The 20,342-nt window shown below is 67.1% G+C and carries 21 protein-coding genes and 1 tRNA gene; 11 read left to right on the top strand and 11 right to left on the bottom strand.

All coding sequences use genetic code 11. From position 1 onward, the window contains the following. Window positions 1–134 precede the first annotated feature (134 nt). On the bottom strand, window positions 135–1,364 hold the full coding sequence (locus R2733_17770) for a hypothetical protein (protein MEZ5378356.1): 1,230 nt from the start codon (window positions 1,362–1,364) through the stop codon (window positions 135–137). Between the two features lie 224 nt (window positions 1,365–1,588). On the opposite strand from R2733_17770, the gene R2733_17775 reads away from it, so the two are divergent. The 5 genes from R2733_17775 to rdgB all read left to right on the top strand — a co-directional run bounded on the left by R2733_17775 (window position 1,589) and on the right by rdgB (window position 5,552). Next, a complete protein-coding gene (locus R2733_17775; protein ID MEZ5378357.1) occupies window positions 1,589–2,110 on the top strand; it encodes an SRPBCC family protein in 522 nt (173 codons plus the stop codon). Beyond that, window positions 2,107–3,147, top strand: coding sequence for an LLM class flavin-dependent oxidoreductase (locus tag R2733_17780; protein ID MEZ5378358.1), 1,041 nt, complete (start codon window positions 2,107–2,109; stop codon window positions 3,145–3,147). Before R2733_17775 ends, R2733_17780 begins: the two co-directional genes overlap by 4 nt. 254 nt (window positions 3,148–3,401) lie before the next feature. Next, window positions 3,402–4,211 carry a glutamate racemase gene (gene murI, locus R2733_17785; protein MEZ5378359.1) on the top strand — a complete coding sequence of 270 codons (810 nt, stop codon included), beginning with the start codon at window positions 3,402–3,404 and terminating at the stop codon, window positions 4,209–4,211. Continuing rightward, window positions 4,204–4,962, top strand: coding sequence for a ribonuclease PH (gene rph / locus R2733_17790; protein MEZ5378360.1), 759 nt, complete (start codon window positions 4,204–4,206; stop codon window positions 4,960–4,962). The genes murI and rph overlap by 8 nt, the downstream gene beginning before the upstream one ends. Then, a complete protein-coding gene (gene rdgB / locus R2733_17795) occupies window positions 4,962–5,552 on the top strand; it encodes an RdgB/HAM1 family non-canonical purine NTP pyrophosphatase (GenBank protein ID MEZ5378361.1) in 591 nt (196 codons plus the stop codon). The genes rph and rdgB overlap by 1 nt, the downstream gene beginning before the upstream one ends. A 45-nt stretch (window positions 5,553–5,597) precedes the next feature. On the opposite strand, the gene R2733_17800 is transcribed toward rdgB, so the two are convergent. From R2733_17800 to R2733_17815, 4 genes are all read right to left on the bottom strand, one after another. Further along, window positions 5,598–6,314, bottom strand: a complete 717-nt coding sequence (locus tag R2733_17800; protein MEZ5378362.1) for a hypothetical protein — start codon at window positions 6,312–6,314, stop codon at window positions 5,598–5,600. 7 nt (window positions 6,315–6,321) lie between these two features. Continuing rightward, window positions 6,322–6,669 carry a hypothetical protein gene (locus tag R2733_17805; protein ID MEZ5378363.1) on the bottom strand — a complete coding sequence of 116 codons (348 nt, stop codon included), beginning with the start codon at window positions 6,667–6,669 and terminating at the stop codon, window positions 6,322–6,324. A 181-nt stretch (window positions 6,670–6,850) separates the two neighbouring features. Further along, window positions 6,851–7,135 carry a hypothetical protein gene (locus R2733_17810; protein ID MEZ5378364.1) on the bottom strand — a complete coding sequence of 95 codons (285 nt, stop codon included), beginning with the start codon at window positions 7,133–7,135 and terminating at the stop codon, window positions 6,851–6,853. Window positions 7,136–7,318: 183 nt separating this feature from the next. After that, window positions 7,319–7,403, bottom strand: a tRNA-Leu gene (locus R2733_17815). Between the two features lie 178 nt (window positions 7,404–7,581). On the opposite strand from R2733_17815, the gene R2733_17820 reads away from it, so the two are divergent. The 3 genes from R2733_17820 (at window position 7,582) to R2733_17830 (ending at window position 9,703) form a co-directional block, all read left to right on the top strand. Next, window positions 7,582–8,268, top strand: coding sequence for a hypothetical protein (locus tag R2733_17820; protein ID MEZ5378365.1), 687 nt, complete (start codon window positions 7,582–7,584; stop codon window positions 8,266–8,268). Window positions 8,269–8,458: 190 nt separating this feature from the next. Further along, window positions 8,459–8,998, top strand: a complete 540-nt coding sequence (locus R2733_17825) for a hypothetical protein (protein ID MEZ5378366.1) — start codon at window positions 8,459–8,461, stop codon at window positions 8,996–8,998. A gap of 84 nt (window positions 8,999–9,082) precedes the next feature. Next, window positions 9,083–9,703, top strand: coding sequence for an ATP-dependent Clp protease proteolytic subunit (locus R2733_17830; GenBank protein MEZ5378367.1), 621 nt, complete (start codon window positions 9,083–9,085; stop codon window positions 9,701–9,703). 69 nt (window positions 9,704–9,772) lie between these two features. On the opposite strand, the gene rpe is transcribed toward R2733_17830, so the two are convergent. Beyond that, window positions 9,773–10,486, bottom strand: coding sequence for a ribulose-phosphate 3-epimerase (rpe, locus tag R2733_17835; GenBank protein ID MEZ5378368.1), 714 nt, complete (start codon window positions 10,484–10,486; stop codon window positions 9,773–9,775). 223 nt (window positions 10,487–10,709) lie between these two features. Here rpe and R2733_17840 point away from each other — a divergent pair, with 223 nt between their 5' ends. Continuing rightward, entirely contained in the window at window positions 10,710–11,873 is a 1,164-nt protein-coding gene (locus R2733_17840) for a TRAM domain-containing protein (protein MEZ5378369.1), read from the top strand. A 96-nt stretch (window positions 11,874–11,969) separates the two neighbouring features. Continuing rightward, window positions 11,970–12,587, top strand: a complete 618-nt coding sequence (locus R2733_17845) for a DedA family protein (GenBank protein MEZ5378370.1) — start codon at window positions 11,970–11,972, stop codon at window positions 12,585–12,587. Here the strand turns inward: R2733_17845 and R2733_17850 are convergent. From R2733_17850 to R2733_17865, 4 genes are read right to left on the bottom strand one after another with little or no spacing between them, the layout of a single operon-like run. Beyond that, window positions 12,577–13,428 carry a DUF1932 domain-containing protein gene (locus tag R2733_17850; GenBank protein ID MEZ5378371.1) on the bottom strand — a complete coding sequence of 284 codons (852 nt, stop codon included), beginning with the start codon at window positions 13,426–13,428 and terminating at the stop codon, window positions 12,577–12,579. The two genes, R2733_17845 and R2733_17850, sit on opposite strands and share 11 nt — an antisense overlap. Beyond that, window positions 13,425–14,603, bottom strand: a complete 1,179-nt coding sequence (locus R2733_17855; protein ID MEZ5378372.1) for a (Fe-S)-binding protein — start codon at window positions 14,601–14,603, stop codon at window positions 13,425–13,427. The genes R2733_17850 and R2733_17855 overlap by 4 nt, the downstream gene beginning before the upstream one ends. Window positions 14,604–14,606: 3 nt before the next feature. Beyond that, window positions 14,607–15,572 carry an FAD-binding protein gene (locus R2733_17860; protein MEZ5378373.1) on the bottom strand — a complete coding sequence of 322 codons (966 nt, stop codon included), beginning with the start codon at window positions 15,570–15,572 and terminating at the stop codon, window positions 14,607–14,609. Then, window positions 15,569–17,053 carry an FAD-linked oxidase C-terminal domain-containing protein gene (locus R2733_17865; protein ID MEZ5378374.1) on the bottom strand — a complete coding sequence of 495 codons (1,485 nt, stop codon included), beginning with the start codon at window positions 17,051–17,053 and terminating at the stop codon, window positions 15,569–15,571. Before R2733_17865 ends, R2733_17860 begins: the two co-directional genes overlap by 4 nt. Before the next feature lie 74 nt (window positions 17,054–17,127). Here R2733_17865 and R2733_17870 point away from each other — a divergent pair, with 74 nt between their 5' ends. Further along, window positions 17,128–17,775: a DsbA family oxidoreductase gene (locus tag R2733_17870; GenBank protein MEZ5378375.1), complete on the top strand. Its 648-nt coding sequence runs from the start codon at window positions 17,128–17,130 to the stop codon at window positions 17,773–17,775. 15 nt (window positions 17,776–17,790) lie between these two features. Here the strand turns inward: R2733_17870 and R2733_17875 are convergent, their stop codons facing one another. Continuing rightward, window positions 17,791–20,304 carry a DUF2341 domain-containing protein gene (locus tag R2733_17875; protein ID MEZ5378376.1) on the bottom strand — a complete coding sequence of 838 codons (2,514 nt, stop codon included), beginning with the start codon at window positions 20,302–20,304 and terminating at the stop codon, window positions 17,791–17,793. Window positions 20,305–20,342 lie beyond the last annotated feature (38 nt).

Here is a 20,342-nt window from a genome sequence, read left to right on the forward strand (position 1 = left end):
CGCAGATCACACCACCCGGATCACACGATTCGAATCGCGCAACGCAGCTCACACAACGCAGATCACGAGACGCGCAACGCCCCGGGAGTTGGACTCCCGGGGCGTTGCGTCGTTGTGGGACGAGGTGTGGAGGATCAGTCCTCGATCTCGATGTGGTCGAGGGTGGAGTCCTCGGCATCGATGTCTTGCTCGAAGTCCTCGTTGAAGGAATCCTCGGTGTCGAAGCTGTCCTCGATCGAGTTGTCCTGCTGGAAGGAGTCCTCGATCGTTGTGTCGACCTCGACCTCGACGTCGGTGTCGATGTTGCCGGAGTCGTTGACCGAGTTGTCCTCGACGAACGTCTGCTCGAAGCTCTCGTCGTTGAACGAGTCGTTGATCGAGTTGTCGATGTCGGTGTCGTTGTCCTGGGTGGCGTTGCTGCCGCCACCGAAGGCGAGCTGGGTGTCGCCATCGCCGCCGATGTCGGCGCTCTCGAGGTCGACCACGTCGCCCGAACCGAAGCCGGCGTTCACGTCGTCCGAGTTCTGGATGGTCTGGTTGTTGTCGCCGATCACGGCGTCGCCGTCGACGTCGATGTCGGAGTCGACGTTGCCGTCGCCGATGGTGTTGTCATCGCCGTCGATGTTGTTGACCGTGTTGCCGTCGCCGACCACGGCCCCGTTGGCGTCGCCGTCGGCGATGATGCCCGAGTTCGTGCCGGTGTTGACCACACCGTTGTTGTCGCCGTCGAAAGCGACCGCACCTTCACCGGTGGCGATGTTGGAGTTCTTGATGTCATCGCCGGCGGCGACGGCTGCGTCGCCGGTGGCCACACCGGTCTGATCGCCGCCAGCGGCTGCGGAGTTGTCGCCGAGAGCGCTCACATTGGTGGATTCGTCGGTGATCTCGATGTCGCCGTGGACCTCGCCCTCGACGTCGAGGTTGAAGTGGCGGGAGTTGTCGACGATGTTCTCGGTGATGTACTCGTTGGTCTGGTAGACCTCGGTGACGTACTGGTTGATCGTCTGCTCGATGGTCTCCATCGTGGGGGCGGGAGCAGCGTGACCGCCACCACCACCGCCACCGCCGCTGCTGACCGGTGCAGCCGTGGCGCCACCGGGGGCCGAAGCACCGACCGGAGCAGCCGAGGGAGCCGGAGCAGGAGCGGGCATCTCGACCAGCGTCTGGGTGACCTGCGGGCTGAAGTTCAGCTCGTTGGCGACGCCACTGACGGTGTCGCCCAGGTTGACCTCGGAGAGGTCGTAGTCGTTGACCCCGTGGTCGACGAGATAGCCGTGCGGATCCTCTGAGTAGGCCAACGCTTCGGTCTCGCTGCCGAGGACCTTGCGCATGATCGCTTCGAGGACATCGTTGATTTCTGACATTTCGGTTTCCCTCCGGTGTGTGGTGTTGCTGGTGTGGTTGGGGTTGTTTCGGTAGTTCTCAACCTACGTGAGCCCGACCCAACCCAAATCGGGGATGCCCCCTGACCAGAACCGGAACACTAGGGGATCACTCGGGTGCTCGTCCCGGCGACGGGTGGATTCCTCTCCACCAGGGAGATCGCGGTGCGTTCTACATCGGAACTCACTCCTGCTATGTTCGGTCGATGGACGAAGCAACACGAGCATGGACCTATGCCGAGGGGCCGACCACTTCGGTGTCGACCGACATCGCTGGATCGGTCGACGACGTTTGGACCCTCGTGTCCGACATCACGCTGCCGGCCCGGTTCTCCACGGAGCTGGCCGGCGTCGAGTGGATCGACGGCTTCGACGCACCGGCCGTCGGCGCCCGGTTCCGGGGCCGCAACGAGCACCAGGCCATCGGCGGGTGGGAGGTCGTGTGCACGATCCGCGAGTGCACCCCGGGACACGCGTTCGAGTGGTGTGTCGGTGATCCCGAGTTCCCGTCGTCGGTTTGGCGATTCGACCTCGCGGCCAATGGCGACACGATCACCCTCACGCAGACCTTCCGGATGGGCCCGGCGCCGTCGGGCCTGACGCCGGCGATCGAAGCGATGCCCGACAAGGAGGCGAAGATCATCGCCCGGCGACTGGCCGAACATCGCACCAACATGGAGGCCAATCTCGAGGGCGTGCGGGCGCTGGTGGAAGGCGATGGCGCATGACGCTGCAGATCGGCGTCATGGCGTCGGGAACCGACGAGCGGTTCCTCGACTATGCGCGAGAGGCCGAGCGGCTCGGGGTGCACTCCATCTGGACGGCCGAGTTCTGGGGTGTCGACGCGTTCACCCCGCTCGCCGCCATTGCGGCGGTCACCGATCGGATCATGTTGGGCACCGGGATCGCTCAGCTCGGGGCCCGCACCCCGGCAATGCTTGCCATGAACGCCATGGGTGTCCAGGCCATCTCGAACGGACGCTTCTTGCTCGGCCTCGGAGCGAGCGGGCCGCAGGTGATCGAGGGTTGGCACGGTGTCGAGTTCTCCAAGCCCGTCCAGCGGACCCGTGAGACGATCGAGATCGTTCGCATGATCGTGGCCGGCGAACGCCTTGCCTACGACGGCCAGCTCTATCGGTTGCCGTTGCCCGACAGCGCCGGGGTCTCGATCCGATCGGCCGCTTCGGTGCCCGAGATCCCGATCTACATCGCGTCGCTCGGACCGGCGAATCTTGCCCTCACCGGTGAGCTGGCCGATGGCTGGATCGGCAACTCGTTCTTCACCGAGACCGCCGACGTCTTCTTCGACCAGATCGCCCATGGTGCGAGCATCGCCGGTCGCCGTCTCAGCGATCTCGATCTCACGGTGGCTGCCAGCGTCGAGTTCACCGACGACGTCGCGGCGGCAGGCAAGCGCCACGCTCGGGGCTACGCCTTCACCTTCGGAGCCATGGGTTCGGGGTCGACGAACTTCTACAACAATGCGTTCGCCCGCCAGGGCTTCGGCGACGACGTGGCCGAGGTGCAACGCCTGTGGCGAGCGGGCGACCGAGACGCTGCGGCCGACCGGGTGCCCGTCGAGATCGGCCTCGGTACCAACCTGATCGGTCCTCCCGAGGTGATTCGAGATCGAATGCGGGCCTACCGGGACTGTGGGGTCACGACGCTACGGGTGCAGCCGGTCGCCGACGGCTTCGATGATCGTGTCGACCGCCTCGGTCAGCTCATGGACCTCGTGCACGAGGTGAACGCCGAGGGGCGTTGAGCGACTCCAGGTGACAACGAGAAACGGCCGGGCCGCTGGGCCCGGCCGTTCGCCGTGGTATCGGTCATCACCCCGATGTGTTTGGGCCCCGAGGGGCCCGAGTCCTGGTTCGGCCGCTGGTCAATGTGCAACGTTGCCGCCTGTCCCAACGGCCGAACTCAACGAAGACGACTGTAGGTGCGGTGGTCGTCACACATCCAGCGATCGGGGCGTATTGCCCACGTCGGGTGGCGGCGCCGGTATTCTCCGTACCCGTGAGCGACCGACCCATTGGGATGTTCGATTCCGGCTTCGGTGGCCTCACCGTGGCTCGGGCGGCGATCGACCTGCTCCCGGCGGAAGACCTGGTCTACCTAGGCGACACCGGACGCTACCCCTACGGCTCCAAGCCGGCCGACGAGGTGCGGGCGTATTCGCTGGAGATCGGTCGCCACCTCGTCGAGGCCTACGACGTCAAGATGCTGGTGATCGCCTGCAACACCGCAACCGCCGCTGCGCTCACGCTCCTCCAAGACCACCTCCCGGTCCCGGTGGTCGGGGTGATCGAGCCCGGTGTGCGGGCCGTGCTGCAGGCCACCGAGCGACACCGGGTTGGGGTCATCGGCACTGTCGGGACGATCGAGTCCGGTGCCTACGACGACGCCGTCGGCAAGGTCGACCCGCTCGTCGACCTCATCACCTGCGCCTGTCCCGGATTCGTCGAGTTCGTCGAGCGGGGGGTCACCACCGGGCCACAGATCAAGATCCTCGCCGAACGCCTGCTCGCTCCCGTCGTAGCCGCCGACGTCGATGCCCTTCTGCTGGGGTGCACCCACTATCCCTACCTCGCTCGCGTCATCGCCGAGGTGATGGGCCCCGACGTCGTCCTGGTGTCGTCGGCCGACGAGACCGCGTTCGCGCTGGCCGATCTGATGCACAGCTCGGGACTCGAGCACTCGGACCACACACGAATCGGGCAACACACCTTCATCTCCTCCGGCGATGTGCGCGCGTTCGCCGCGATCGGGAGCAGACTGCTCGGGCCAGAACTCGTGAACGCCGAACGATGGGAACCCTGTGACTGAACACTCCGCCAGCTCCTCGACCGCACCTGCCGGGCACCGCCCCGATGGCCGTACCGCAAGCGCACTCCGCCCGGTCAGCTTCGAGCGCGACTTCACCGACATGGCCGACGGCTCGGTCCTGGTGAAGTTCGGTCGCACGCATGTGCTGTGCACCGCCTCGATCGATGACGACGTGCCGCGGTGGATGCGGGGGAGTGGCAAGGGCTGGGTCACCGCCGAGTACAACATGCTCCCCGGGTCGAGCCCGGAGCGGATCCGTCGCAGGGTCAGCGGACGCGACCAGGAGATCCAGCGGCTCATCGGACGCAGCTTGCGTGCCGTGTGCGACATGAAGCTCCTGGGCGAGCGCTCGATCACCGTCGATTGCGATGTGCTCCAGGCCGACGGTGGCACCCGCACGGCATCGATCACCGGTGGCTACATCGCCCTCCATGACGCCATCACTCGGTTGGGGCTGAAGAAGCACCCGCTCGTCGAGCATTGCGCAGCCGTGAGTGTCGGCATCATCGACGGCGAGCCCCGCCTCGATCTGCCCTACATCGAGGACTCGACCGCCGAGGTCGACATGAACGTGGTCATGAACGGTGCCGGTTCGTTCATCGAGGTCCAGGGCACGGCCGAAGCTGCCGTGTTCGCTCGCGACGAACTGAATGCCATGCTCGACCTGGCTTCCAGCGGGATCGCCGAGCTGATCGAACTCCAGCGAGCGGTCGTTGCCGAGCCTCCGGCCGTCCGTCCTGCCCGATCCTGATGGGTGGCAAGCCTCGCCTGGTCATCGCCTCGGCCAATCCCGACAAGGTGAAGGATCTCGTCGAGTTGCTCGGTGACCGCTACGAGGTCGTACCTCGCCCGGCAGATGCACCCGAGACGATCGAAGACGCCGACACGCTCGAGGGCAACGCCATCAAGAAGGCCTCCGAGATCGCCACCTTCACCGGGTGTGATGCCATCGCCGACGACACCGGCCTGTTCGTCGACGCGCTCGGCGGCCGCCCTGGGGTCTACAGCGCCCGCTATGCCGGCGAGAACGCAACCTACGCCGAGAATGTCGCCAAGCTCCTGGGCGAGCTCGACGGTGTCGAGGATCGACGGGCCGAGTTCCGCTCGGTCGTTGCGCTGATCCGGCCCGACGGCTCCGGCGTGACGGGTGAGGGATCGGTCACCGGGCGCATCATCGATGTAGGCCGCGGTGCCAACGGCTTCGGCTACGACCCGGTCTTCGAACCCGATGAGGGCGACGGGCAGACCTTCGCCGAGATGTCCAGCGCCGAGAAACATGAACTCAGCCACCGCGGCCGGGCGATGATCAGCCTGCGAATGGCACTCGACCATCTGAGCTGAGGTCGGCCCCGGTCTGTTGACCGGGTCGGGCCTCAGCGGCACGAGTCAGATCGAAGGGAGACGTGCCGGCAGGTAGCCGGCGTTGGTCTCGTCGTTGACTGCTGCCGTGCGTGCGGGGTCGAGTGCGCTGATCACACAATGGCCGAGGGTGAAGGTCACGACGAGCCGGCGTGGTTCGAGGATCGGATCGAGCAAGTCGGCGAGTCCTTCGATCAGTCCCTCGGGAATCCCCTTCGGAACGAGACGTGTCTCGATCGCGACCTCGAGTCCGGATTCGATCTCGAAGCGGACCGTGAGCGTGCTCGGGTCGTTGGCCGATGCCAGCGCGATGGCGCTGGTGTTGATGCCGGCCAACCAGCAGATCGACTCGGCGAACTCCTCCACGTCGGTGGCGGTCACTTCGGACCATCTGGGGATGAACGCCAGGTTCGTGAGTGGGTCGAGCGTGGACGCAACCGAACCAACGACCTCGCCGAACTCGATCGGGTCGCACGGATCGTCGGGGCCGTTGACCCGGACGTACTCGTAGACCTCGTCGAGGTCGTTTTCGTCGTCGTAGAGCACGCCGTTGCGCACGAGCGAGGCCAGCGCGGCGTCGGTCTGGCGACGATGCTCGCCGGACAACGGCGGCACGATCGTGAAGATGCCGGAGGTGGCGTCGACCGATCCCGTGGACGCGGTCCCGTTCGAGACCGGGCGGCCCGAGGCGCTGCGGTTGGAGGTGGTGCGGTTGGCGGCGCGGCGGAAGAAACGTCGGAGCATGCGGGGGTCAGCCCCAGCGACCGGACTGGGTGGTGGAGTTCCAGGTCTCGGCGATCTTGCCGTCGACGATCCGGAAGACCTCGATGCCGCTGATCGCTCGGCCTCCGAACATGAGGTTGAAGCACGAGGTGACGAACTCGGCGTTGCCGGTGAGGATAGGGCTGTCGAAGGTGAGGTCGGGTGCCTGTTCGAGGAAGTGCCCGATGCGGTCGAGGTTCTGCTCCAGGGACATCTCGACCAGCTCGCCGTGCTCATGTCGCAGGCACGGATCGGCCAGGAAGCGCCGGGCGGCGGCCACCTTGCGCTCACCATAGACCTCGTCGAAATACGCCTGCACCACGTCCACCGGCTCCACGGCGGCGATGCTACTGCATCCTCGCCTCTACCGGCCCGAGCCCGACCCGCAGGAACTCCGGTGGGACGATGCCGTGATGCCGGAGTTGTCGAAGCGAGCGCACTCGGTCGGGCGTCGGCGGTACGTGGGTGCCGTCAGCGGCACCGTGGGAGAGGAGAGGTGGCGTCGAGCAGCGAGCGCGCTACTGCGGCGTCGAGAGCCAGCGGCGGAGCTCGCCGGCGAAGTCGTCCATCAGCACGAGTTCACCAGCCATCGCGCCAGGGACCACCGTGTCGTGATGGGCCGGCAGGCGTTGATCGGCGGGAGCCACTGGTCGCAGGTGGACTCGGCCGGCGACCTGGTCGTCGGGTGCAGGGATCGGTGCTGCGTCGACGTGGATCGGGGACACGAGGGCATCGATCACGTCGGTGAAGTCGACGGTGAGAGCGGGGACGGCGGCGGGGTGGCGCGTGGCGGGATGAGCCATGGTGCACTTCCTTCGGGCGATGGTGGCGGGGCAACCGCAAATCGTCGTGTTCCCACAACGCAGCGTGACCAAACCTGTTCCACCAGGAAGTCTTGCAGGCTTCGACCGCCACGTATCGTCGCCCCCCGCTCACTGGCCGCGTCGACGTCCCGATCGCGACGCAGCGGATGGCCGAATCGCCGATGGTGCGGACGGGGGGACTTGAACCCCCACATCTTTCGATGCCAGGACCTAAACCTGGTGCGTCTGCCAATTCCGCCACGTCCGCATGCGTGGCGGGCGCTGCTGGCGCCCGATCACTGCTCCCGCAACATAGCGCGGCGGCGAGCGCGATCAGGCGAACGGTCTGGGGTGTCGTGCTCGCCTCAAGTTTTGGCCGGTTGGTGCCGATGCCACGGCGTTCCTCGTCGCCGACGCAACGTCGCACGCACCGGAAAGGTCCGTTCATGATCATGAAGTTCGCTCTCGCCAACAAGGCCGTGTCCCTGGCTGTCGCCGGCGCCATGACGACCGCCACGGCCGCTGCCGCTGCCACCGGCGCCGTCACGCTGCCCGCCGGCAGTGACGAATCGCCCGAGACCACGGTGGTCGAGGAGGTTGCGCAGGAGACCTTCGTGCCCGTGACTCAGCCCGAGGAGCAACCGGTCGAGGAAGCAGCGACCGAGGAACCGCCGACCGAGGAGGTGCCTGCGGAGGAGGACTCGATCGATGGCGAGGTCGACGAGTCGGTGACCGAGACGGCCGGCATCGTCGACGATGAGGGCGTGCCCTACGGCGACGTGCTGTGCGAGGACGCGAAGAACCACGGGGAGTACGTCTCGGGTGTCGCCCACGATGATCGACTCGACGGCAAGGGCAAGGGCTCGGTCGTGAGCCAGGCCGCGCACACCGATTGTGGCAAGGACCACGACGAGGACGAGAGCGACGACGTCGATCACGACGACGATGACGCGGATCACGATGACGCCGATCACGATGATTCGATGGACGACTCGATCGACGACAGCGACGACAGCGACGACGGCGACGACGACTCAGGGCTCGAAGTCGAGAGCCAGGACGACCACCCGGGCAAGGGCAATGGCGGCAACGGGAATGGCAAGTCCGGCAAGGGCGGCAAGTCCGGCAAGTAGTCGGAATCGAAACCGATTGTTCGTCGAATTTTGACGGTTCGTGCAACCGCGGCCGGGAACGTGCGTCAGACTGTGCATCAACCACAGATCCAGGAGCTCGCGTCCCATGACCCCAGTACTTGCCGTCGATCCTGCCGCCGGTGCGCCGACTGCACCCTCTGCAACGCCGCGTCGATCTGCGGGTCGACGCATGTTTCTCTCGATTGGCGCTGCCATCGCCAGTGCCTTCCTGTTGGCTGGCTGCGGTGGCAATGACTACGACGGTGCGGCGGTCGAGGTGATCGAGGGTGACCTGGCCGACACCGTCGGACTCGGTGCCGTCACCGCCACGTGCGACCCCGCCGAGGGCGGCGACAAGCCCGCCGACGGCGACACGTTCACCTGCTCGGCCACGACCGAGTCCGGCCAGACCATCAGCTACCTGGCCACGGCGAGCGGCGATCGGGTCGAGGTCGAGACCACGAATGTGATTCTCGGGTCCAAGGTCGGCGAGGTCGAGCGCATCACTGCGCAGTCATTGGCGGACCAGTTCGAGGTCGAGGTTCCAGCGGAGACCGTCGACTGTGGTGAGGCGTCGATCGTCGTCACACCGGACGCAGTCGTGACCTGCGGCGTGACCGACACCGAAACCGGTGACGTCTACGACATCGAACTGTCGAACATCGATCTCACCGGCAGCGACGGCAACATCACCTTCGACTGGCTCCTGTCCGACACCCCACGCAGCTGACGGCGACGAGCGGCGACGTCGACGCCGTCGAGGCAGGGTGGTCGATCGTCTCCAGCCCGAACGGATCCCGCTAGCCTGCAGCCCATGACACAGCCCGCGATGACGCCCAATCTCGTTCCTGGCACCCCGGTGGCCGCCTCGCCCGGCGGAGGGTTCGGGTTCGACATCTATCAGGAGCTCCTGAAGGAGCGCATCGTGTTCCTCGGCCAGCAGGTCGATGACACGATCGCCAACTCGATCGCCGCACAGATGCTGTACCTGGCCGGCCAGGACCCCGACAAGGACATCTGGCTCTACATCAACTCGCCGGGTGGGTCGGTCACCGCCGGCATGGCCATCTACGACACCATGCAGTTCGTGAAGCCCGAAATCGCCACGGTGTGTCTGGGTATGGGCGCCTCGATGGGGCAGTTCCTGCTCACCGCCGGTGCTCCCGGCAAGCGCTACGCCCTGCCGCACGCCCGCATCCTGATGCACCAGCCGAGCGCCGGCGTGCAGGGCCAGGCGTCCGACATCGCCATCCAGGCCGAGAACCTCATCAAGATCAAGCACCAGATGGCCGAGCTCATCGCCGAGCATTCGGGCCAGACCGTCGAGCAGATCACGGCCGACTCCGACCGCGACAAGTGGTTCACCGCCGAGGAGGCCCGCGACTACGGCCTGCTCGACCGGGTGATCACCCGCACGGGCGAACTGAGCTCCTGAGGCCGATGGCCGCCGACCGTTCGGTCGGCGGCATCCAGCTGATCCGTCGGCCAGGAGCAACCGCGGCTCTCAGCCGGCCAGGCGTTTCGTCCACGCCTCGGTGGCGAGGGCACGCAACTCATCGACGCCGGCCGTGAGGCCACCCGGATGCTTGAACAGTGCCGAGCCCGAGATCAGCGCGTTGGCGCCGCTCCCGGCGGCACCGGCGACGGTCGAGTTGGAGATGCCACCGTCGACCTCGAGGTCGATCCAATGGTCGGCGGTGTCGAGCAGGGCCCGAGTTGCGTCGACCTTGGGCTCCATCGACGAGATGTAGGCCTGCCCGCCGAATCCCGGGTTGACCGTCATGACGAGCACCATGTCGAGCAGATCGAGCACGTTCTCGATCATCGAGATCGGGGTGTGCGGGTTCAGCGCCACCGCCGGCTTCGCCCCCAGCGAGGCGATGTTCGCCAGCGTGCGGTGCAGGTGACGGCAGGCCTCGACGTGCACGATGATGATGTCGCATCCGGCGTCGATGAAATCGGGGATCAGGGTGTCGGGGTCCTCGATCATCAGGTGCGCCTCGTACGGCACGTTCGACGCCGGGCGGCAGGCTTTGATCACGTCGGCGCCGAAGGTGAGGTTGGGCACGAAGCGCCCGTCCATGACGTCCCACTGGATACGGTCCACGCCGGCGTCGGTCAGTTCCTCGCAGGCCTGGCCCAGCTTGGAGAAATCGGCGGGAAGGACCGAAGGCGTGATGAACAGATCGGGGAGCTGCGGATCGGAAGCGGGCGACATGACGTCCTTTGACAGTGGTGCGAGGGTGCAGGCCGGGCGTCGTCCTCATGGGTCGGTCCGGCGGCGCACCATGGTGGCCGGATTCGCACCGAGTTGCCACCTCGGCGTCCGTCGATGATCGTTGCGGGTGATGTGATGAGCGGCGACGAGTGCCTCACGAGCTGTCGGGAGAGAAGGTGAACACGACAACGGAGGGGCCAACCAGACCCCCGACACGTTCGAACTGGCGGTCGAGCGCATCGCCAAAGGCGGCGACGGGGTTGGTGTCGGCCCCGATGGACGAGTCGTGTTCGTCGCCAGCGGGGTCCCGGGCGACCGAGTCGAGGTTCGTATCACGCTCGACAAGAAGCGCTTCCGCCGAGGTGAGATCGTCTCGATCGTCGAGCCGTCACCCGATCGGGTCGAACCGCCATGCCCCCATGTCGCCGAGGGGTGCGGCGGCTGCGACTGGCAGCACATCGCCATCGGCGCCCAACATGACCTTCGCTTGCGGATCGTCACCGACGCGCTGGAGCGGATCGGCAAGCTCCCGTCGCCGCCGGTGATCGCCGGTGCCCCGCTCGAGTCCGAGCGCTACCGCACCACGATCCGGGCGGCGGTGAGCGGTGACCGCGCCGGTTACCGCGCTGCCCAGTCGCATCGGGTCGTCGTCCCGAACCATTGCCTGATCGCGCACCCGTTGGCCGAAGAGATCCTCGTGCAAGGCCGGTTCCCCGGGGCCGAGGAAGTGACGATCAAGGTCGGAGGCAACACCGGCGAGCGCCTGGTGATCGTCTCCCCTTCGGCGACCGGCTGCACCGTGCCCGATGGCGTGCAGCTGATCGGGCGAGACGAGTTACTCGACGGCGCAACGACCGCCATCACCGACATCGTCGACGGCGTCCGCCTTCGCATCTCGGCCGACTCGTTCTTCCAGAGCCGGACCGACGGCGCCGAAGCGCTCGTCGCCGCCGCAGCCGAGATGATCGCGAATGCCGAGGACGGACCGCTCGTCGACGCCTATTGCGGTGGCGGCCTCTTCGGTGCCTTGCTCGGCGGTGAGCGTCACGTGACCGGCGTCGAGTCGAATCGCTCGTCGCTCGACGATGCCCGAGTCAACCTCGGACCTGATGCCGAGGTCCACGATTCCCTGGTCGAGCAGTGGTGGCCATCGCCGGCCACGGTCGTGATCGCCGACCCGGCCCGGGCCGGCCTCGGCAAGCCGGCCGTCGACGTCCTCGCCGCCACCGGCGCCACCACGCTGGTTCTGGTCAGTTGTGACCCGGCCTCGCTCGGGCGCGACGCTGCCCTGCTGATCGACGCCGGGTTTTTACTACGTGACGTGCGGGTGTTCGACCTGTTCGGCCACACCTCCCACATCGAGACCGTCGCCCACTTCGAACGCTGAATCAGACAGCGAACGCCGGCGAGGCTTCGAGCCGCCAGCCTGCCGTCGACGTCAGGGTGCGCATCGACCACGGCCCCACCTGGCTACCCTGCCGCAATGCTCGACTCCCTGTTCAGCGGTCTGGCGGACCTGTCGTCCAACCCGTGGTTCTACGCCATCATCTTCGCCATCGCCCTGCTGGACTCGGTGGTGCCGGTCGTGCCGAGCGAGACCACCGTCATCCTCGGAGGCATCGCGGCAGGACAGGGGCACCTGTTGCTGGCGCTGGTCATCCTGTTCGGGGCGAGTGGCGCGGTCGCCGGCGATTCGATTGCCTACTGGATCGGTCGTCGGGCCGGTGATTGGCTCCAACGATCCTTCTTCCACAAACCGTCGCGCCAGCAACGGCTCGAGTGGGCGAAAGGGCAGCTCGAAACCCGGGGCGGCATGTTGCTGGTCACCGCTCGCTTCATCCCCGGCGGGCGTACCGCCATCACCTTGTCATCAGGATTGACCAAGCAGGACTACCGGCGGTTCCTCGCATTCGACACCCTCGCCGGCCTGTTGTGGGCCACCTACGCCGGATCGCTCGGCTACTTCTTCGGCAACAAGTTCAAGGACAATCACACCGCAGCGTTCCTCTACGCGTTCGGTGCCGCCCTGTCGGTGACCGCGCTGATCGAAGGCATCCGCTGGCTGCGGCATCGCAACGTCGGCGAGGAACTCAGCGCCTGATCTGGCCCATCACCTGGTCGAGCGACAGGGGAGGCTCGACCTGGTCCTTGCAGCCCTCGAGCCGAGCGAACAGTTCGGCGGCGGCAGCGAACGATCCATTGGGGAGTTCGGCGGCGGCGAGGAAGGCGGCAATCTCTTCCATCTCGCCGACCCAGCGCCACGCCTTCGGTGCCGCGCTGGCGGCCGTCTGCTCGCTTCGACGAACCAGTCCGGGTTGTGAGCGCTCCCACTCGGCTATCAGCGCATCGGCGACACCTGCGGACTCGGCAGCGCTGCGCATCGTGAGGAGCAGGGCTGCGGAACCCTTGGTCCAACCGGCGTAGCAGAGCTTCAACGCCGATGCGCCGCCGGCTCCGCCATCGGTGGCGATGGCCTCGACGAGTGATCCCTCGAAGGCGCCGGCTGCCAACTCGGCATCGTCGCCCGAGAGGTAGAGCCGCGTGGTCCCGGCGGTGTGAGCGGGCGGGCCGATGATGCCGCCGTCGACGAACGTGCCACCGCCGAACCCGACGATCTCGGCGATCTCGCGAGCCGTTTCGGGCGCGATCGCATTGGCGTCGATGTAGCGGCGGGCGCCGCCCAGTTCGCTGACCTGGCGAGCGACCATCACCGCAGCATCGGGCGGACACACCGAGAGGACGGTGTCGACGTCGTGGAGAAGATCGACCAGGGAGCCGGCATCGACCATGCCGGCTGCTCGCGCACGGTCGTGGCTGGCCGGTGATCGACCCTCTCCCGACCACCGCACGGTGTGGCCGGTGTGCACGAGTGCCGCACCGATCGTTGCCCCCATCGATCCCGGGTGGAGGAGTGCGACGCGACCTAGTGGCGGCGTGTTCATCGTGGGACTCCTGCGGCGGCGATCGCTCGATCGATGAGTTCCATCGGGTGCAGCGTCGGAACACCAGCGGCGCCGAGATGCATGGAGCACCCGGGGTTGGCACTGGCCACCACGTCGGGCGCAGCTCGGCCGATCGAGCCGAGCTTGCGCTCACGGATCTGGCCGGCCAGCTCGGGTTCGAGCACCGAGTAGGCGCCGCCGGCGCCGCAGCACAGGCCGTCGTCGTCGAGTTCGACCAACGTGCGTACGAACGGGCGAAGCACCGTGCGGGTGGCGCCATGGACCTTCTGGACATGGCGCAGATGACACGGGTCTTGGATGGCGACGGTCAGATCGAGCGCTTCGACCTGTGGGAGTCGATCCACGTGTGCAGCAAGCCACTCACCGATATCGAAGACCCGGTTGGCGAAGGCGACGGCCTCGGCGGTGCCGAGCAGGTGACCGTAGTCCTTCATGGCCGCACCACAGCCGGCGGAGTCAACCAGGATCGGTCGTGGCGTCGGACCGTCGCCCGGGTCGAGCGATTGCATCATCTGCTCGGCCAGCGCCCGGGTCTCGCCGGTGAGGCCGGCATGCGCCTGAAGCGCCCCGCAGCACGGCGCGAGATCGTTGGTCGGGGTCACGCCGAAGCCGGCGGCCTCGATCACGCGTTGGCCTGCTCGGTGGACCTCGCGCTGCCAGGCATCCATCACACAACCGGTGAAGAGGTACACATCGGTACCGGAGGCGGTGAGTGGCTCGGAGCGGAGCGGGATCTCGGCGGAGAGACCCAGGCGGTCGGGGACCAGGTGGAGGCGCTGGGCGACCCCGATGGCCTTCGACCCCGCACGCAACAGACCAGGGTGGGCCAGCGGCTTGAAGGCGAGTCGTTGCCAGCGAGGCGTGAGCTCGCCAGCCTCGGCGAGCGTCTCCCGCGTCCGTTCCATCAGGTGGCCGTAGGGAACCCCAGAGGGGCATGCAGGCTCGCAGCCTCGGCACTGCACGCAGCTTTCGAACGAACGAAGCACTTCGGGGGTGAGTGGAGCGTCGTGGTTCTGGACCTGGCGCATCAGGGCGATACGGCCACGCGGTGACATGGTCTCGTCGCCGGTCACCCGGAACGTGGGACACGACGGCAGACAGAGCCCGCATTGCACACAGGTGTTGAGGTCGTCGGGATCGAGTTCGAGGTCCATCGGCTACTCGGTTCTGCCCGGCGTGCGTCCGGGATTGAGGCGACCAGTGGGGTCGAATTCGAGCTTCATGCGGTTCGACACTTGGGTGATGACCGGATCGATCGGGCGAGCAGGTTGTGGCCGTTCGGCGAACACGAGTCCCGTGCCGACTGCTGCAACGAAGGCGCCGGTTCCGTTGGGACCGTCGGGCGATCCCAACGAACGCAACGCCGCCGGGGCGAGCGACCAACGGTTCGTCGGCAGGGCCGGTGGTCCATCGATGGCCTCGAAGCTGCCGACCGCACGGAGCGCCCGGGCTTCGGCCTCGACGTCGAGACCGTGGCCCTCCAGCTGGATCCAGGTGGTGGATCCATCCCAGAGCACCGCACTGGGTGCGAGCAGCGCATCGCGGGCCCGGAACGGGTCGGCGTCGTCGGACCTCAGCCACTGCGAGGCCGCAGGGATCGGGTTGGTCCGGATGATGACCTCGGCCAGCAGACCGAGGGTTCCGAGCGAGCCGACCATGAGCCGAGGCAGGTCGAACCCGGTCACGTTCTTGACGGTCGGCCCGCCACCGGTGATGATGCGCCCTTCAGCCGAGACGTAGCGGACCTGGAGCAGCGCCGATCGGACCGAGCCTCGGCCGAGCATGGCCACATCGTTCTCGCCCACGGCGAGTGCCCCACCGACGGTCGAGCTGTCGCTGCGCCGGGGGAGTGCGGTGCGTTGGCCCCTGGCCGACAGTTCGGCGTCGAGCTCGGCCACCGTGGTGCCGGCCCGCACCCGAACGATCATCTCCTCGGGCACGTACTCGACGATGCCGGACGGCGCCGACAGTACGCGGACGCCGTCATCAAGCGGACCGCCGAGCGACCAGCGCGTCCCTCCACCGCGGACGGCGACGGCTCCGTCGGCCCCGACCTCGTCGGCGAAGTCAGCCAGCACCGGGTCGTGCGAGGCCAGGGTGGCCTGACTGGAAGTGCCGCTCATCCCCATACTCCCTTGGGCACCGAGCGGAGCGCCTGGATGTCGGCACAGCTGTGGCCCGTCGGCAGCACCTTGCCCGGATTGGCCCGGCAGTCGGGATCGAAGGCCCGCCGGAGCCGAGCTTGGTGATCGAGGTCGTCGTCGGTGAACAGCCGGTCCATGTACGCCTGCTTCTCGACGCCGATCCCGTGCTCGCCCGACAGCACCCCGCCGGCGTCGAGCGACGCCGTGATGATCTCGCCACCGGCGGCGTGGACCCGGTCGAGAACGCCGGGCTCACGGGCATCGAAGATGAGGAGCGGATGCAGATTGCCATCGCCGGCGTGGAAGACGTTCATCACCAGGAGCTCGTGGCGGTCGGCGATGGCATAGATCTGCTCGAGGACCTCGGCCAGTTTCGACCGGGGAACGACGGTGTCGTGCAGGTAGTAGTCCGGAGCGATCTGGGCGATGGCGCCGAATGCCGTCTTGCGCCCCTTCCACAGTAGTGCTCGCTCCTCGTCGGTCTGGGCGAGCCGAACATCGGTGGCACCATTCGCTCGGCCGATGTCGCCGATGGCGGCGGCGTCGATGTCGACACCGTCGGCCAGTCCGTCGACCTCGGCTAGCAGCACCGCGGCGGCGTCGGTCGGATAGCCGGCGTGCACATAGTTCTCGACGGCAACGGTGATGCGCTGATCCATCACCTCCATGGCGGCGGGCACGATGCCGGCAGCGATCACGGCGCTGACGGTGTTGGCAGCATCTCGCACCGAAGCGAAGGAGAGCAGCAGCGTGCGGACCTCGGGTGGGTTCTTGGTGATGGTGACCGCCACCTTCGTTGCGATGCCGAGCGTGCCCTCGCCGCCGACGAACACGCCTCGCAAGTCGAGCCCGGCCGGTTCGGCTTCCAACCCTCCGAGCATCGCAACGTCGCCGGAAGCCAGGACGACCTCGACGGCGACGATGTGGGAGTTGGTGACGCCGTAGGCCAGACAGTGTGGGCCGCCGGAGTTGTTGGCGACGTTGCCGCCGATGGTGCAGACCTGCTGGCTCGACGGGTCGGGTGCGAAGTGGAAGCCGAGCGGTTGCAGATGCTTCGTGAGGTCGAGGTTGATCACGCCCGGCTCGACCCACGCCACCCGGTTGTCGGTGTCGACGTCGATGATCGAGTTCATCTTGGTCATGGCGACCACGATCGGGGCGCCGAGCGGGATCGCGCCGCCGGCGAGACCGGTCCCCGCGCCCCGAGGCACGACGGCCCGACCGTGCGCAGCGGCGATGCGCATGATGGCCTGGACCTCGGCGGTCGAGGTCGGGAAGCAGATCGGACCCGAGACGCCGCCGTCGAAGACCGAGGCGTCGTGACCGAGCAATGCTCGCTCGGCGCCGTCGTCACGGACGCGATCGGGGGACAGGGCCGCTCGCAGGTCGACCACGACCGGGTCGGTCGAGGCGGTGGCCGGCCTCGAACCGGGCCGATGCTTGCGCAGACGTTGGAGCACGCGACGAACATAGTCCGAACTGCGGAGTTGTCCCGGCACGGAATGTCTGGGGCCCGCTCGGGTTGACGAACAGCATGCTCGTGGAGATCTGGTCCGACGTCGTGTGTCCGTGGTGCTACATCGGCAAGCGCCGGTGGGAACGAGGGTTGGCGGCGTTCCGCGAGGCCCATCCCGAGGTCGAGATCCAGGTGGCCTACCGCTCGTTCCAGCTCGATCCCCACGCGCCCCAGGGTCCGGGACTTCCGGTGATCGAGGGCTATGAGAAGAAGTTCGGCGGACCCGAGCGAGCCCGCGAGATCATCGATCACGTCACCAACGAGGCGGCCGGTGAGGGACTCGAGTTCGACATGGACAACGCCGTGCGGGCGAACACGCTCCTGTCACATCGGTTGCTCGTGCTGGCCGAGCTCGAGGGCGTCCAGCTCGAGCTGAAGGAGCGGCTGATGCGCGCCTACTTCGTCGAGGGCGAGTCGCTCGGTGTGGTCGACAACCTGATCCGCTTCGCCGAGGAGGTCGGGATCGACGCCGAGCAGGCTCGGGCGTGGCTCTCGGGCGATGCGGGCAAGGCCGAGGTGCTCAGTCACCTCGAGTTCGCAGGGCAGGCCGGCATCACGTCGGTGCCCACGTTCGTGTTCGATCGCCAGGCCGGTGTGCCGGGCGCTCAGCCCGCCGAGGTGTTCACCCAGGTGCTCGAGCAACTCTCCGGAGTGACGACCGACTGATCAGCGCGCTGGCGCTCAGCCGGTGATGACGAAGCTGACGTCCTTCTGGAGCACCAGTCCATCAGCGGCTTCGAACGTGACCGTGACATCGAGCGTGACCGTCGAACCCGGTGCGATGTCCTCGTCGAGGATGAGGTCGAACGCGTCGCCCTGACTGTGGGGATGGTCGCTGCCCGACGCCGTGATGATCGCTCCCGATGCGGCCTCGACGTGGGTGTCGGGATGATCGGTACGCACTCGCAGCGTGGTCGCATCGGGCAGGCCGCTGCCCCCGGCGTAGAAGGCACGAACGTCGTAGTCCAGCGGTGTCGACGTGGTGAAGCGAGCAATCTGATGGGTCGCCAAGCCGGCGCCACCGGTGACCGGCACCGTCACCGTGCCGGTGGCGTCGGCGGTGAACTCGGCGAGGTCGGTGGTCAGGCGGATCTCGCTGATCGTGGGTGAAGCGAATGGGTCGGTGGAGGTGAGCGTCACGACGAAGCGGATGAACGTGTTGCCCTCGTGCATCGAGGCGACGAGGTCGCTGCCCACCTCGTACCAGGTCGAGGTGGTGCCGTCGGGACCGACGGGAGTGGCAGCGTCGGCGGAGGCTGCGTCCACGCCGGTGGCGATCTGGAGTCGAGCGGTCGTTCCGGTCGGGAGGCTGCCGATCAGGTCGAGATAGCCGTACGAGCCGCTCGATCCGGTGTCGATCGAGGCACTGGAGAACGTGCCTGATCCGGCGTAGAGGCCCTCCACCGGCCCGGGCGTCGTGCCGAGCGAGACCGGCGTGGGTGGATTGGCGGCGAGCGCACCGACCAGGTTGGTCTCGTCGTCGTAGATCGCTTCCTCGCTGTAGGCGAAGAACGGCTGCGACGACGACAGGAGCGTTCCGGCGGGGATCACGCCTGGGTCGGCGTTGATGTAGGCCTTGCCCGGTGCGCCAGCCACACCACCGGGGTTGTCGCAGGGGAAGGTCACCGGGGCCTGGCTGGGTGCGGTCAGCGTGACCCCCTGCCCGGGCACCGGACAGACCATCGAGATGTAGGTGGCGTCCTGCGGCAGGAAGTACTCGTAGTCGAGCAACGAGTAGGGAATGAAGGCCGTCGACTCCGACGAGTTGGCGTCGGCTTGCTGCACGGCAGCGGAGCGACCGCTGGTAGGCGTGAGCTTGAAGGCCGTGCCGTCGCCTCGCAGGTCTGTCGCCAGGTAGTAGGTGTTGGTGAAGCCGGCCAGCACCGTCTCGGCCGGAAGGTCGGTGCCGTCCGAGCCGAGCAGGCCGAACGTCGCATCAGCGAAGCCGGCACCGATGCGCAGGTCTCGACTCCGCATGCCGTAGAGCGGCTCACCGGTGAAGGGCACACCGAGGATGGAGTCATTGTTCTGCGACTTGTTGATCGCCAAGAAGGGGACGCCGTTGGTCGAGCGGACGGCGACACCTTCGCCGGCGCCGCCAACACCGGTGCCGCCGCCAGGGTCGGCATCGGCGATGATGCCGACCGAGCCGTCGGCCGGGGTCACGGTCTGGGTCGTCACCGTGGTGCCGTGCCGGAACTCGAGGTCGACGGCGCCGAACGGGGCGCGGACCCAGATGGTCTGCACGTTGCGCTTGGTCGGGAAGATGAACTCGGTGTCGGCGTAGGACTCGGGGACGATGGAATCGGTCGCATTGCCGAGACCGCTGCCCGACAACGGGGCCGTTGCGGTGATCACCGAGTTGCGGGTCACGTTGTTGAAGGTCAGCATCTGACCCCGGTTGCCCACCTGGGTGGTGCCATCCACGGTGATCGAGTTGCCGTTGGAATAGCTGACGACCGAGAGCTGACCGCCGACGTTGTTCGCACCGGTGTAGCTGTCGGTCAGGGTGTAGTAGCGGATCCGCTGCGACGTGAAGGTGAAGACCGAGGACTGGTCGCTCACGCTGGCCGCCGACGGGTTGCCCCAGTAGAGGCAGAACTCGCTCGGCCCGGTCGGGGCGTCTGCGAGCTGGACCCAGATGTCGGTCGCGGCACTGGGAATGGCGCCTTCGATCCACAGGGGAAGCTCGAGCCCGGTGTCGCTGGCAATGGCCCGAAGACCAGCTCCATCGGCCTGGATGTCGCCGTTCGCGAGCGGTGTTGCGGTGTCGAGCTGAATCTGGACGGGGAACTCCGTGGTTGGCGCTCCCGGGTTGTCCATCACGAAGCACTGGCGAGAGGACCAGGTCTGATCCCACCAGGTGGGAGACGAACTCGGCGGGGCGTCGCCTCCGTGAGCGAGCGACAGTGATCCGTCGGTCGCCGTGATCGTGCCGGTCTTCGTCCCCGCATCCCACAGGCCGGCGCCGCCGAACGGCACCTGTGATCCGGACTCGAGATCCAGCATCACGATGCCGCTGGACAACTGGGGCACCTCAGCCAACATGCGGGACCCGACGAAGACGCTGGCAAGGGCGGGGGCCACCAGCGTCGTGACCACCATGGACGCGGCGAGAGCCAGGCCGTTCACCACGGCACTGGCTCGGCGCCGCGGCGCAGCAGGTCGCTCGACGAGTCGAGAGGTCGACTTCACATGGGCCTATCGGTCCCGGAGAACAGAAATTGAACGAC

The organism is Acidimicrobiales bacterium (assembly GCA_041394265.1).
In the GTDB taxonomy this organism is placed as follows: domain Bacteria; phylum Actinomycetota; class Acidimicrobiia; order Acidimicrobiales; family SZUA-35; genus JBBQUN01.